The sequence below is a fragment of the Lentzea sp. NPDC037011 genome (assembly GCF_055607425.1).
Genome location: NZ_JBVJRT010000002.1, coordinates 417,628 through 431,089 on the forward strand (window position 1 = coordinate 417,628; position 13,462 = coordinate 431,089).

A 13,462-nucleotide genomic window follows, 5' to 3' on the forward strand; every position below is an offset into this window, starting at 1 on the left:
TGTGCGTGAAGACCTGGGGTGCTCAGTCTTCCTTGGCCGGACGGGCCTCGGGAGGCAGCACGCCCCAGTCGATGAGCTGCTCGGTGAGCTCGCCGGGGGTCATGTCGTAGATGATCGCCAGCGAGCGGAGGTCCTCGGTGCGGATCGAGAGGACCTTGCCGTTGTAGTCGCCGCGCTGCGACTGGATCGTCGCGGCGTAGCGGGCCAGCGGGCCGACCTTCTCGACCGGCAGCTGCTGCAGCCGTTCGAGGTTGATCACGATCTTGGTGGCCGGCTCGGCACCCGAGGGCACGCGGCCCTCCGGCAGGAGCTCGGCGACGGGGACCCCGTAGAAGTCGGCCAGCTCGGCCAGCTTCTGCACGGTCACCGCGCGGTCACCGCGCTCGTAGGAGCCGACGACCACGGCCTTCCAGCGACCGCCGGACTTCTGCTCGACGCCGTGCAGGGACAGACCCTGCTGCTGGCGGATAGCGCGGAGCTTGGCCCCCAGCGCCTTGGCGTAGTCGCCCATGTGGCGGTTCTCCGTTCATTCGCCCCGTCAGCAGTACGGCGGTGCTGCGGGGAGGCTTAGATCGATACGCAGAGTAATGATTACTCGCCGTGGTCGGCAGGTCAAGCTGATCTCAGGACGAGACGCTCGCCACGCGTGCGACACCACTCGGATGGTTGACCGTCCACAGGTGATACGGTGCAGGTCAGCCTAGTTGTCACTAGGTGTCCGACGTCCTTTAAGGACCCGTCCAGTGAGGCGGGGAAGGAGGTCCAGCCGTGGCGTCACGTCAACGTGGCGCGACGGATCCGGCCGGGGATCGCGAGATCCTTTCGGCCGGTGATGTCGCGCGCACTGTCGCCCGAATGGCCCATCAGATCATCGAGAAGACCGCTCTCGATGCACCCAGCGCACCCGATGTCGTCTTGATGGGTATTCCCTCCAGGGGAGCCCCTCTCGCCCGTCGGCTGGCCGCCAAGATCACCGAGTTCTGCGGCAAGTCGGTCGGCGAGGGCACCCTCGACATCACGCTCTACCGCGACGACCTGCGCCGCGGCCCCACGCGGCCGCTGGAGACGACGAAGCTGCCCGACGGCGGCATCGACGACAAGCTCGTCGTGCTCGTGGACGACGTCCTGTTCTCCGGCCGCACCATCCGCGCCGCGCTCGACGCCCTGCGCGACCACGGCCGTCCCCGTGCGGTGCAGCTCGCCGTGCTGGTCGACCGCGGCCACCGCGAGCTGCCGATCCGGGCGGACTACGTCGGCAAGAACCTGCCCACGTCGAAGACCGAGGACGTCGTCGTGATGCTCGAGGAGTTCGACGGCCGCGACGGAGTGGTGCTGAAGTGAAGCACCTGCTCTCCACCGACGGCCTCGACCGCGACCAGGCGATCGCGATCCTCGACACCGCGGACCGGCTGAAGCAGGCGCTGCTCGGCCGCGAGGTCCGCAAGCTGCCGACGCTGCGCGGCCGCACCGTGATCACGATGTTCTACGAGAACAGCACCCGCACCCGCGTGAGCTTCGAGATCGCCGGCAAGTGGATGTCCGCCGACGTGATCAACGTCAGCAGCTCCGGCTCCAGCGTCAACAAGGGCGAGTCGTTGCGCGACACCGCCCTGACGTTGCAGGCCGCGGGCGCCGACTGCGTGATCGTGCGGCACCCGGCCTCCGGCGCGGCGCACCGGCTCGCGGGCTGGCTCAAGCACACCGGCACGTCCGTGGTGAACGCCGGCGACGGCATGCACGAGCACCCGACGCAGGCGCTGCTCGACGCGGCGACGTTGCGCGACCGCCTCGGCAGCCTCGACGGCCGCCGGGTCGCGATCGTCGGCGACGTGCTGCACAGCCGGGTCGCCCGCTCGAACGTGCACCTGCTCACCACGCTCGGCGCCGAGGTCACGCTGGTCGCCCCGCCCACGCTGCTGCCCACGGGCGTGGAGAAGTGGCCGGTCGCGGTGTCGCACGAGATCGACGCCGAGCTGCCCTCGCAGGACGCCGTGATGCTGCTGCGCGTGCAGGCCGAACGCATGACCGGCGGGTTCTTCCCGAGCTCCCGCGAGTACTCGATCGCCTACGGCCTCAACGAGCGGCGCCTGAAGCTGCTGCCCGAGCACGCCGTCGTGCTGCACCCCGGCCCGATGCTGCGCGGCATGGAGATCGCCTCCGTCGTCGCCGACAGCCCGCAGGCCGCCATCACCGAGCAGGTCCGCAACGGTGTCCACGTGCGCATGGCCGTGCTGTACCACCTGCTTGCCCACGAGGAGGAAACCGCGTGAAACCCCTGCTGCTCAAGGGAGTGCGTCCCTACGGCGAGGGGGAACCGCGTGACATCTTGATCCGTGACGGTGTCATCGCCGAGGGCACGGACGAGAACGCGGAGGTCGTCGAAGGCAACGGCGCCGTCCTGCTGCCCGGCTTCGTCGACCTGCACACCCACCTGCGCGAACCCGGCCGCGAGGACACCGAGACCATCGAGACGGGCTCCAGGGCCGCCGCTCTCGGTGGCTACACGGCGGTCTTCGCCATGGCCAACACCGACCCGGTCGCCGACAACGCCGTCATCGTCGAGCACGTCGCCCGCCGCGGCCAGGAGGTCGGCCTGGTCGACGTCCACCCGGTCGGCGCCGTCACCGTCGGCCTCAGGGGCGAGAAGCTCGCCGAGCTCGGCACGATGGCCAAGTCCAAGGCGAACGTCCGCGTCTTCTCCGACGACGGCCACTGCGTGCACGACCCGCTGATCATGCGCAGGGCGCTGGAGTACTCGAAGGCGCTCGGTGCCGTCATCGCCCAGCACGCCGAGGAGCCGAAGCTCACCGTCGGCGCGCAGGCGCACGAGGGCGAGAACGCGAGCAGGCTCGGCCTGCAGGGCTGGCCCGCCGCCGCCGAGGAGTCGATCGTGGCGCGCGACTGCATCCTCGCGCAGCAGGTCGGCGCGAGGCTGCACGTCTGCCACGTCAGCACCACCGGCACCGCCGACGTGCTGAAGTGGGCCAAGGCCCGCGGCACCAGGGTCAGCGCCGAGGTCACCCCGCACCACCTGATCCTCACCGACGACCGGCTGAGCACCTACGACCCGGTCAACAAGGTCAACCCGCCGCTGCGCACCCAGGCGGACGTGGACGCGCTGCGCCAGGCGCTGGCCGACGGCACGATCGACTGCGTCGCCACCGACCACGCCCCGCACGCCGTGCAGGACAAGGACTGCGAGTGGTCCGCCGCCCGCCCCGGCATGCTCGGCCTGCAGACCGCGCTCGGCATCGTCGTCGAGACGATGGTGAAGACCGGCCTGCTGGACTGGCGCGGGGTCGCGCGGGTGATGAGCGAGAAGCCCGCCGAGATCGCCGGGCTGACCGACCAGGGCCGTCCGATCGAGGTCGGCGAGCCCGCGAACCTGGTGCTGGTCGACCCGGACGCGACGTGGACCGTGACCGGGGCGGAGCTCGCGAGCATCGCGGGCAACACCCCGTTCGAGGGCATGGAGCTGCCCGGCGCGGTGACGGCCACCATCTTGCGTGGCCGCGTGACCGCACTCGCGGGGAGGATTGCGCCATGACCCGCGTGCTCCTCTCCGTGGCGGTCCTCGTGTTCTTCGCGCTGTGCGTGTACGGCATGTGGCACGGCTGGAAGCGCCGCCAGCGCCAGCAGGCCGGCCTGCCCGCGTTCCCCGCCCTGCCGCAGGCCCTCGGCACGCCGAGGCTCACGACCACGGGCGTCTACGTCGGAACGACGAACGCCGGCAACTGGCAGGACCGCATCCAGGTCGGCGACATCGGCCACCGCGCGGAGGCCGTGCTGAGCCTGGTGCCGGAAGGCGTCGCGATCGAACGCACCGGCGCCACACCGCTGTTCATCCCCGCCGCGTCCGTCCGGGACGCGCGCACCGACCGCGGACTGGCCGGGAAGGTCATGTTCAGCGAGCAGGGCCTGCTGGTGCTGCGGTGGGAGAACGAGGGCCACCTCTTCGACACCGGGTTCCGCGGTGACGACAAGGACGTTTACGACGAGTGGGTCGCGGCTCTGGGCCACGACCCCATCAACACGGAGGGCAAGGCGTGACGAACGCGGCATTGGTGCTGGAAGACGGTCGCGTCTTCCGCGGTGAGGCGTACGGAGCGACCGGCGTCTCGCTCGGCGAGGTCGTGTTCTCCACGGCCATGACCGGGTACCAGGAAACCCTGACCGACCCCTCCTACCACCGCCAGATCGTGGTGCAGACCGCGCCGCAGATCGGCAACACCGGCTGGAACGACGAGGACGACGAGTCCACGAAGATCTGGGTGGCCGGCTACGTGGTCCGCGACCCCGCGCGCACCCCGTCGAACTGGCGCTCCCGGCGCGGTCTCGACGAGGAGCTCGCGAACCAGGGCGTCGTCGGCATCGCGGGCCTCGACACCCGCACCCTGACCCGCCACATCCGCGAGCAGGGCGCGATGCGCGCCGGTGTGTTCTCCGGCTCGGCGCTGACCGACGACACGTCGATGGTCGAGCAGGTCAAGGCGAGCGCGCAGATGGTCGGCGCGAACCTCGCGGTCGACGTCACCACCGACAAGCCGTACGTGGTCGAGGCGATCGGCGAGAAGAAGTTCACCGTCGCCGCGCTCGACCTGGGCATCAAGTCCAACACCCCGCGGATGATGGCCGCACGCGGCATCGAGGTGCACGTCCTGCCGCTGACCAGCACGTTCGAGGACATCCTCAAGGTCAGCCCGGACGGTCTCTTCCTCTCCAACGGCCCCGGCGACCCGGCGACGCAGGACCACGCCATCGCCCTGACCAAGGAGGCGCTCGGCCGCGAGCTGCCGCTGTTCGGCATCTGCTTCGGCAACCAGATCCTCGGCCGCGCCGTCGGCCGCGGGACCTACAAGATGCGCTACGGCCACCGCGGCATCAACATCCCGGTGATCGACGTGGCCACCGGCAAGGTCGCCATCACCTCGCAGAACCACGGGTTCGCGCTGGAGGGCACGCCGGGCGAGGAGTTCTCCTCGGAGTTCGGCCGCGCCGTGCTGTCGCACTACTGCCCGAACGACGGCACCGTCGAGGGCGTCCGGCTGCTCGACGCACCGGCGTTCTCCGTGCAGTACCACCCCGAGGCCGCGGCCGGTCCGCACGACGCCGCGCCCCTGTTCGACGAGTTCGTGACCATGATGAACGGCGGCCGCTGACATGCCCAAGAGGACTGATCTCAAGCACATCCTGGTCATCGGCTCCGGCCCGATCGTCATCGGCCAGGCCTGCGAGTTCGACTACTCCGGCACCCAGGCGTGCCGGGTGCTGCGGGAGGAGGGCATCAGGGTCAGCCTGGTGAACTCCAACCCGGCGACGATCATGACCGACCCCGAGTTCGCCGACGCCACCTACATCGAGCCGATCACGGCCGAGTTCGTGGAGAAGGTCATCGCGCAGGAACGCCCGGACGCGATCCTCGCGACGCTGGGCGGCCAGACCGCGCTGAACACGGCGATCGCGCTGCACGAGCGCGGCGTGCTGGAGAAGTACAACGTCGAGCTGATCGGCGCGAACGTCGACGCCATCCAGCGCGGCGAGGACCGGCAGATCTTCAAGGACCTGGTGCGCAAGATCGGCGCCGAGGTCCCGCGCTCGGCCGTCTGCACCACGATGGACGAGGTCCGCAAGACCGTCGCCGAGCTGGGCCTGCCGGTCGTCATCCGGCCGTCGTTCACCATGGGCGGCCTGGGCTCCGGCATGGCCTACACCGCGGAGGAGCTGGAGCGCCTCGCGGCCATCGGCCTGGAGGAGTCCCCGGTCACCGAGGTGCTGATCGAGGAGAGCGTGCTCGGGTGGAAGGAGTACGAGCTCGAGCTCATGCGCGACCGCAACGACAACGTCGTGGTCATCTGCTCGATCGAGAACATCGACCCGATGGGCGTGCACACCGGTGACTCGGTGACGGTCGCGCCCGCGATGACGCTGACCGACCGCGAGTACCAGCACATGCGCGACGTCGGCATCCAGGTCATCCGCGAGGTCGGCGTCGACACCGGCGGCTGCAACATCCAGTTCGCCATCCACCCCGAGAACGGCCGCATGGTCGTCATCGAGATGAACCCGCGCGTGTCGCGGTCCTCGGCGCTGGCGTCGAAGGCCACCGGCTTCCCGATCGCCAAGATCGCCGCGAAGCTCGCCATCGGCTACACCCTCGACGAGATCACCAACGACATCACCGGCGAGACCCCGGCGTCGTTCGAGCCCACGCTCGACTACGTCGTCGTCAAGGCGCCGCGGTTCGCCTTCGAGAAGTTCCCCGGCGCCGACCCGACGCTGACCACGACGATGAAGTCCGTCGGCGAGGCCATGTCGATCGGCCGGAACTTCGTGGAGGCGCTGGGCAAGGCGCTGCGGTCGCTGGAGACCAAGTCCGTCGGTTTCTGGACCCAGCCCGACCCCGAGGGCGTCACGCTCGACTCCACGCTCAAGCAGCTGGAGCGCGGTCACGACGGCCGGCTCTACACCGTCGAACGCGCGCTGCGGCTCGGTGCGTCCATTGAGGACGTGCACAGGGCGTCGGGCATCGACCCCTGGTTCGTCGAGCAGATCGCGTGGCTCGGCACGCTGCGCCAGGAGCTGCTCGACGCACCGGTGCTCGACGAGTCGTTGCTGCGCAAGGCGAAGCGCGCCGGTCTGTCGGACCGGCAGATCTCCGTGCTGCGGCCGGAGCTGGCCGGTGAGGACGGCGTGCGCGCGCTGCGGCACCGTCTGGGCGTGCGCCCGGTCTACAAGACGGTCGACACGTGCGCGGCCGAGTTCAAGTCGGAGACGCCGTACCACTACAGCGCCTACGAGCTGGACCCGGACGCCGAGTCCGAGGTCGCCGAGCAGCGCGAGAAGCCCAAGGTGCTGATCCTGGGCTCCGGCCCGAACCGCATCGGCCAGGGCATCGAGTTCGACTACTCCTGCGTGCACGCGGCGATGGCGCTGCGGGCGGCCGGGTACGAGACCGTGATGGTCAACTGCAACCCGGAGACGGTGTCGACCGACTACGACACCTCCGACCGCCTCTACTTCGAGCCGCTGACGTTCGAGGACGTGCTGGAGGTCGTGCACTCCGAGCAGCGCTCCGGCGAGGTCGCCGGCGTGATCGTGCAGCTGGGCGGCCAGACGCCGCTGGGCCTCGCGAAGCGCCTGGCCGACGCCGGTGTGCCGGTCGTGGGCACCACGCCGGAGGCGATCCACCTCGCGGAGGACCGCGGCCAGTTCGGCAAGGTGCTGACCGAGGCCGGCCTGCCCGCGCCGAAGTTCGGCACCGCCACGTCGTTCGCCGAGGCCAAGGAGATCGCGGACGAGATCGGCTACCCGGTCCTCGTGCGCCCCTCCTACGTGCTCGGCGGCCGCGGCATGGAGATCGTCTACGACGAGGAGTCGCTGTCGGGCTACATCGCCCGCGCGACCGAGGTGACGCCAGAGCACCCGGTGCTGGTCGACCGGTTCCTCGACGACGCCATCGAGATCGACGTCGACGCGCTGTGCGACGGCGACGAGGTGTTCATCGGCGGTGTGATGGAGCACATCGAGGAGGCCGGCGTGCACTCCGGTGACTCCTCCTGCGCGCTGCCGCCGATCACCCTGGGCGCCTCCGACATCGAGAACGTCCGCCGCTCCACCGAGGCCATCGCCCGCGGCATCGGCGTGCGCGGCCTGCTGAACGTCCAGTACGCGCTCAAGGACGACGTGCTGTACGTGCTGGAGGCGAACCCGCGCGCGTCGCGCACGGTGCCGTTCGTGTCCAAGGCGACCGCCGTGTCGATGGCCAAGGCCGCGTCGCGGGTCATGCTCGGCGCCACGATCGCGGAGCTGCGCGAGGAGGGCATCCTGCCGGCCACCGGTGACGGCGCCCGGCTGCCTGAGCACGCACCGGTCGCGGTGAAGGAGGCGGTCATGCAGTTCCACCGCTTCCGCACCCCCGAGGGCCACGGCGTGGACTCGTTGCTGGGCCCGGAGATGAAGTCCACCGGCGAGGTCATGGGCATCGACTCGTCGTTCGGCAAGGCGTTCGCGAAGTCGCAGACGGCCTCCTACGGCTCCCTCCCCACCGCGGGCAAGGTCTTCGTGTCGTTCGCCAACCGCGACAAGCGCGCGATGATCTTCCCGGTGAAGCGCCTGGCGGACCTGGGCTTCCAGATCCTCGCCACGGCCGGCACCGCGGAGGTGCTGAAGCGCAACGGGATCCCGTGCACCGAGGTGCGCAAGCACTTCGAGGGCGAGGGCAACGTCGTCGACATGATCCTCAACGGCGAGATCGACATGATCTTCAACACGCCGTACGGCAACAGCGGTCCCCGCGTCGACGGCTACGAGATCCGCACCGCCGCCGTGGCCAAGGACATCCCGTGCGTCACCACGATCCAGGGCGCCGCCGCGGCCGTGCACGGCATCGAGGCGCTCATCCGCGGTGACATCGGGGTCCAGCCCCTGCAGGCGCTCCAGGCGTCGCTGCGGGGTGGGAAATGACCTTCGGCGAACGGCTCACGAAGGCCGTCGAGGCGCACGGGCCGCTGTGCGTGGGCATCGACCCGCACCCGGCGCTGCTCGACGCGTGGGGCCTCTCGCGGTCGGCGGAGGGCCTCGAACGGTTCGCCCTGACGGCCGTCGAGGCCTTCGGCGGGCGGGTGGCGGTGGTCAAGCCCCAGGCGGCGTTCTTCGAGGCCTGCGGGTCGCGCGGGGTGGCCGTGCTGGAGCGCGTGATCGCCGAGCTGCGCGACTCGGGCACGCTGGTGCTCGTCGACGCGAAGCGCGGCGACATCGGCTCCACCATGGCCGCGTACGCCGAGGCGTACCTGGCCGAGGGCTCGCCGCTGGCCGGGGACGCGGTGACGGTGTCGCCGTTCCTCGGCTTCGGCTCGCTGCAGCCGGCGCTCGACACGGCACGGGCGAACGACCGGGGCGTGTTCGTGCTGGCGCTCACCTCGAACCCGGAGGGTGCACAGGTCCAGCGCGCGGTTGCTCCGGACGGGCGAACGGTGGCGCAGACGATCATCGATTTCGCCACGGCTCGGAATTCCGGCATTTCTCCGTGCGGCGATGTGGGTCTCGTCGTGGGTGCCACGATCGGTGAAACGGACGTGGACCTCTCCGGGTTCAACGGCCCGGTTCTGGCACCCGGTTTCGGTGCTCAGGGCGGCTCGGTCGCTGATCTAAAACGGCTCTTCGGGTCCGACATGCGCGGCGTTCTGCCGACTTCTTCACGAGATGTTCTCAAGCATGGACCCGACGTATCGTCGCTGGTCAGCGCCGTGCGGAGGGTCCAGGACAGCCTCTGAGGAGGGGCGCGCCACGTCTTTTGGGGTGTGGCGCGCTCACCTGGGGAAACTTGTGTTGGTAGGGTCCAGCCCACCGGCTGCCCCGCTGGTCACCGGCCTCATAGCACACTGTGGGTGTGCGACGAGTTGCCGGTGGCGGTGATCAGGCGGCCGGGGGGTGTTGGTACTACTACCACCCGCCGCATCACAGATGGCCGCTGAAGATTTACCTGACTGGGTCACGTTGTACTCAGGCAATTGCGGTCGGTACGGTCGCGGCACCGATCCGAAAAGAATCCACACCACGGAGGAAATCGTGGCTCTTCCCCAGCTTACCGAGGAGCAGCGGGCCGCAGCGCTGGAGAAGGCTGCTGCCGCTCGTCGCGCTCGGGCTGAGCTCAAGGAGCGCCTCAAGCGCGGCGGCACGACCCTGACGGACGTGCTCAAGGCCGCCGAGAGCGACGAGGTCCTGGGCAAGATGAAGGTGTCCGCCCTGCTGGAGGCCCTCCCGGGCGTCGGCAAGGTGCGTGCGCAGCAGATCATGGAGCGTCTCGAGATCGCTCCGAGCCGTCGTCTGCGTGGCCTGGGCGACCGCCAGCGCAAGGCGCTCCTCACCGAGTTCAGCGGCGAGTGAGTGGCCTCGAGCCGGGGACGGGCGTTGCCCGTCCCCGGCTCACCGTCTTGTCCGGGCCGTCGGGCGTCGGCAAGTCCAGCGTCCTGGCGGAGCTGCGCAGGCAGCAGCCCGACATCTACTTCAGCGTCTCGGCGACCACCAGGAAGCCGAGGCCGGGCGAGACCGACGGGGTGCACTACCACTTCGTCGACCGCGAGAAGTTCCAGCAGATGGTCGACGCGGGTGAGTTCCTCGAACACGCGGAGTTCGCCGGCAACTGCTACGGAACGCTTCGCAAGCCGGTCGAGGAGGCCCTGGCCGCCGGACGACCGGCCCTGCTGGAGATCGAACTGCAGGGCGCGCGGCAGGTCCGCGCGGCCATGCCGGAAGCCCAGCTCGTGATGCTCGCCCCGCCTTCGTGGGAGCACCTGGTGGACCGGCTCACCGGCCGGGGCACCGAGCACCCGGAGGTCGTCGAGCGCAGGCTGGCCATCGCCCGCGAGGAGCTGGCGGCCGAAAAAGAGTTCGACGAGGTCGTCGTGAACGCCGACGTGCAATCGGCCGCGGCCGACTTGCTATCCTTGATGGTCGGACCACGAATCTCAGGAGTTTGACGAGTGATCACCCACACCGAGCTCGGTCACCTGACCGGTTCCCCGGAGGGCATCACCAACCCGCCGATCGACGACCTGCTGGAGCAGGTGAGCTCGAAGTACGCGTTGGTGATCTACGCAGCGAAGCGTGCCCGCCAGATCAACGACTACTACGCGCAGCTCGGCGAGGGCCTGCTCGAGTACGTCGGCCCGCTCGTCGAGCCGGGCCCGCGTGAGAAGCCGCTGTCGATCGCGCTCCGCGAGATCCACGCCGGCTTGCTCGAGCACACCGAAGGCGAGTGAGTTCGAAGACGCTGGGGTGATGCGTGCCTGCGGAAAGCGCAGGCCGTCGCGCTTCGAAGTGTCTTGTGGGGGCCGAGCCCCCACACCCCAGCCGGGGCTGCGCCCCGGACCCCCAGCGGGGTCCCTCCGTCGTGAGGCGTGACCTCCTCGGTCGTTCCTCTCAGGAGAGCTTTTGACTTCCGCTGTGAATGGCTCTGATGCCCCCGCAAAGCCCCGGATCGTTCTCGGGGTTGGCGGGGGCATCGCTGCGTACAAGGCCTGTGAGGTGCTGCGCCGGCTCACCGAGTCGGGGCACTCCGTGCGCGTGGTGCCCACCGAGGGGGCGCTGAAGTTCGTCGGCGCCGCCACGTTCGAGGCGCTGTCCGGGCAGGTCGTGTCCGCGGACCCGTTCGACGACGTGCACGAGGTGCCGCACGTCAAGCTCGGCCAGAACGCCGACCTGGTGGTCGTGGCCCCCGCCACGGCGAACCTGATCGCGAAGGCAGCCCACGGCCTGGCCGACGACCTGCTGACGAACACCCTGCTGACCGCGCGCTGCCCGGTCCTGCTGGTCCCCGCGATGCACACCGAGATGTGGGAGCACCCGGCCACCCAGCACAACGTGGCGCTGCTGCGCAGCCGCGGTGTCGTCGTCGCGGAACCGGCGAGCGGCCGCCTCACCGGCAAGGACACCGGCAAGGGCAGGCTGCCCGACCCCGCGGAGATCGTCGAGCTGGCCCGCCTGCTGCTCACCCGGCGCGACGCCCTGCGGCGGACGCTGGAGGGCGTGCACGTCGCGATCTCGGCCGGTGGCACCCGCGAACCACTCGACCCGGTGCGGTTCATCGGCAACCGCTCGTCGGGCAAGCAGGGCTACGCGCTCGCACGGGTGGCGGCGCAACGCGGTGCGCGAGTGACGTTGGTCGCCGGCAACACCGCGGACCTGACCACCCCGGCCGGTGTCGACCTGGTCCGGGTCGGCTCCGCCGTGGAGCTGCGCGACGCCATGCACAAGATCGCCGGTGACGCGGACGTGGTCGTCATGGCCGCCGCGGTCGCCGACTTCCGCCCGGCCGCGCTGACCGGACACAAGATCAAGAAAACCGACGCGGACCCGGACCCGATCTCGCTGGCGAAGAACCCCGACATCCTCGTGGAGCTCGTTTCCGCACGTCGGGACGGCCAGGTGATCGTCGGGTTCGCCGCGGAGACCGGTGACGGGACGACGTCCGTGCTCGACTACGGCCGGGCCAAGCTGCGGCGCAAGGGCTGCGACCTGCTGGTGGTGAACGCGGTCGGCGACGGCAAGGCGTTCGAGCAGGACGACAACGCCGGGTGGCTGCTCTCCGCCGAGGGCGCGGAGACGCCTATCCCGCACGGGCCGAAAGCGCAAGTGGCTGCCACGGTGTGGGACGCGGTTAGCGCTCGCTTGACTGAGTCTCAGTAGTATTTCCCGGAGTCGAACCCGCAACGAAGGAGTGTCCGTGAGCCAGCACAGCAGCAGGCTGTTCACGAGTGAGTCGGTGACCGAGGGACACCCCGACAAGATCTGCGACGCGATCAGCGACTCGATCCTGGACGCGTTGCTGGCCAAGGACCCCCGGTCCCGCGTCGCGGTGGAGACGCTGGTGACGACGGGTCAGGTGCACGTCGCGGGTGAGGTCACGACCGAGGCTTACGCGGACATCCCGACGATCGTGCGGGAGAAGATCCTGGAGATCGGCTACGACTCCTCGGCGAAGGGCTTCGACGGCCACTCGTGCGGCGTGAACGTGGCGATCGGCGCGCAGTCCCCGGACATCGCGCAGGGCGTGGACACGGCGTTCGAGGAGCGCGTCGAGGGCGCCGCGGACGAGATCGACAAGCAGGGCGCGGGCGACCAGGGCCTGATGTTCGGCTACGCCTGCACCGACACCCCGGAGCTGATGCCGCTGCCGATCGCGCTGGCGCACCGCCTGTCGCGCCGGCTGACCGCGGTCCGCAAGGACGGCACGGTTCCGTACCTGCGCCCGGACGGCAAGACGCAGGTCACCATCGAGTACGCCGGTGACCAGCCGGTGCGCCTGGACACGGTGGTCATCTCCACGCAGCACGCCGACGGCATCGACCTGGAGAAGCTGCTGGGTGTCGACCTGCGCACTCACGTGGTCGCGCCGGAGGTCGCCGAGCTGGGCATCGACACCGCCGACGTGCGGCTGCTGACGAACCCGACCGGTCGCTTCGTCATCGGCGGCCCGATGGGTGACGCGGGCCTGACCGGCCGCAAGATCATCGTCGACACCTACGGCGGCATGGCGCGGCACGGTGGTGGCGCGTTCTCCGGCAAGGACCCGTCGAAGGTCGACCGCTCCGCCGCCTACGCCATGCGCTGGGTCGCGAAGAACACCGTCGCCGCGGGCCTGGCCACGCGCGTGGAGGTCCAGGTCGCCTACGCGATCGGCAAGGCCGCCCCGGTGGGCCTGTTCGTGGAGACCTTCGGCACCGAGACCGTCGACCCGCAGAAGATCCAGCAGGCCATCACCGAGGTCTTCGACCTGCGCCCGGCCGCGATCATCCGCGACCTCGACCTGCTGCGCCCGATCTACGCCCCGACCGCCGCGTACGGCCACTTCGGCCGCACCGACGTCGACCTCCCCTGGGAGTCGACCGACCGCGCCGAGGCCCTGCGCGCCGCCGCCGGCGCCTGAGCCGTCCAACGGAGCACGGCCCGCTGCCCTCAGGGG

The 13,462-nt window shown here is 70.0% G+C and carries 13 protein-coding genes; 12 read left to right on the forward strand and 1 reads right to left on the reverse strand.

The features are described from left to right. Window positions 1-22 precede the first annotated feature (22 nt). A complete protein-coding gene (gene bldD, locus ACZ7CH_RS06765) occupies window positions 23-511 on the reverse strand; it encodes a transcriptional regulator BldD (RefSeq protein WP_030471611.1) in 489 nt (162 codons plus the stop codon). A 257-nt stretch (window positions 512-768) separates the two neighbouring features. Here bldD and pyrR point away from each other — a divergent pair, with 257 nt between their 5' ends. The 12 genes from pyrR to metK all read left to right on the forward strand — a co-directional run bounded on the left by pyrR (window position 769) and on the right by metK (window position 13,426). Next, window positions 769-1,341, forward strand: coding sequence for a bifunctional pyr operon transcriptional regulator/uracil phosphoribosyltransferase PyrR (pyrR, locus tag ACZ7CH_RS06770; RefSeq protein WP_360387067.1), 573 nt, complete (start codon window positions 769-771; stop codon window positions 1,339-1,341). After that, window positions 1,338-2,270, forward strand: a complete 933-nt coding sequence (locus tag ACZ7CH_RS06775) for an aspartate carbamoyltransferase catalytic subunit (protein WP_360387070.1) — start codon at window positions 1,338-1,340, stop codon at window positions 2,268-2,270. Before pyrR ends, ACZ7CH_RS06775 begins: the two co-directional genes overlap by 4 nt. Further along, window positions 2,267-3,547, forward strand: coding sequence for a dihydroorotase (locus tag ACZ7CH_RS06780; RefSeq protein WP_360387073.1), 1,281 nt, complete (start codon window positions 2,267-2,269; stop codon window positions 3,545-3,547). Before ACZ7CH_RS06775 ends, ACZ7CH_RS06780 begins: the two co-directional genes overlap by 4 nt. Continuing rightward, on the forward strand, window positions 3,544-4,050 hold the full coding sequence (locus tag ACZ7CH_RS06785; RefSeq protein WP_470373318.1) for a PH-like domain-containing protein: 507 nt from the start codon (window positions 3,544-3,546) through the stop codon (window positions 4,048-4,050). The genes ACZ7CH_RS06780 and ACZ7CH_RS06785 overlap by 4 nt, the downstream gene beginning before the upstream one ends. Next, window positions 4,047-5,159, forward strand: a complete 1,113-nt coding sequence (carA, locus tag ACZ7CH_RS06790; protein WP_360387079.1) for a glutamine-hydrolyzing carbamoyl-phosphate synthase small subunit — start codon at window positions 4,047-4,049, stop codon at window positions 5,157-5,159. The genes ACZ7CH_RS06785 and carA overlap by 4 nt, the downstream gene beginning before the upstream one ends. Before the next feature lies 1 nt (window position 5,160). Continuing rightward, window positions 5,161-8,463 (forward strand): carbamoyl-phosphate synthase large subunit, encoded by a 3,303-nt coding sequence (gene carB / locus ACZ7CH_RS06795; RefSeq protein ID WP_458433340.1) that lies wholly within the window; start codon window positions 5,161-5,163, stop codon window positions 8,461-8,463. Next, entirely contained in the window at window positions 8,460-9,272 is an 813-nt protein-coding gene (gene pyrF / locus ACZ7CH_RS06800; protein ID WP_360387085.1) for an orotidine-5'-phosphate decarboxylase, read from the forward strand. Before carB ends, pyrF begins: the two co-directional genes overlap by 4 nt. 295 nt (window positions 9,273-9,567) lie before the next feature. Continuing rightward, window positions 9,568-9,885, forward strand: coding sequence for an integration host factor, actinobacterial type (gene mihF / locus ACZ7CH_RS06805; RefSeq protein ID WP_053733390.1), 318 nt, complete (start codon window positions 9,568-9,570; stop codon window positions 9,883-9,885). After that, window positions 9,882-10,478 (forward strand): guanylate kinase, encoded by a 597-nt coding sequence (gene gmk, locus ACZ7CH_RS06810; protein WP_470373319.1) that lies wholly within the window; start codon window positions 9,882-9,884, stop codon window positions 10,476-10,478. Before mihF ends, gmk begins: the two co-directional genes overlap by 4 nt. 3 nt (window positions 10,479-10,481) lie before the next feature. Beyond that, a complete protein-coding gene (rpoZ, locus tag ACZ7CH_RS06815) occupies window positions 10,482-10,760 on the forward strand; it encodes a DNA-directed RNA polymerase subunit omega (protein WP_045313812.1) in 279 nt (92 codons plus the stop codon). Window positions 10,761-10,932: 172 nt separating this feature from the next. Then, window positions 10,933-12,186: a bifunctional phosphopantothenoylcysteine decarboxylase/phosphopantothenate--cysteine ligase CoaBC gene (gene coaBC / locus ACZ7CH_RS06820; protein ID WP_470368599.1), complete on the forward strand. Its 1,254-nt coding sequence runs from the start codon at window positions 10,933-10,935 to the stop codon at window positions 12,184-12,186. Between the two features lie 37 nt (window positions 12,187-12,223). After that, on the forward strand, window positions 12,224-13,426 hold the full coding sequence (gene metK, locus ACZ7CH_RS06825) for a methionine adenosyltransferase (protein WP_360387093.1): 1,203 nt from the start codon (window positions 12,224-12,226) through the stop codon (window positions 13,424-13,426). The last annotated feature ends 36 nt before the right edge of the window (window positions 13,427-13,462 follow it).

Coding starts and splice junctions, on each gene's coding strand:
- bldD (WP_030471611.1), bottom strand. CDS start 511: ATGGGCGACTACGCCAAGGCGCTGGGGGCCAAGCTCCGCGCTATCCGC.
- ACZ7CH_RS06785 (WP_470373318.1), top strand. CDS start 3,544: ATGACCCGCGTGCTCCTCTCCGTGGCGGTCCTCGTGTTCTTCGCGCTG.
- carB (WP_458433340.1), top strand. CDS start 5,161: ATGCCCAAGAGGACTGATCTCAAGCACATCCTGGTCATCGGCTCCGGC.
- pyrF (WP_360387085.1), top strand. CDS start 8,460: ATGACCTTCGGCGAACGGCTCACGAAGGCCGTCGAGGCGCACGGGCCG.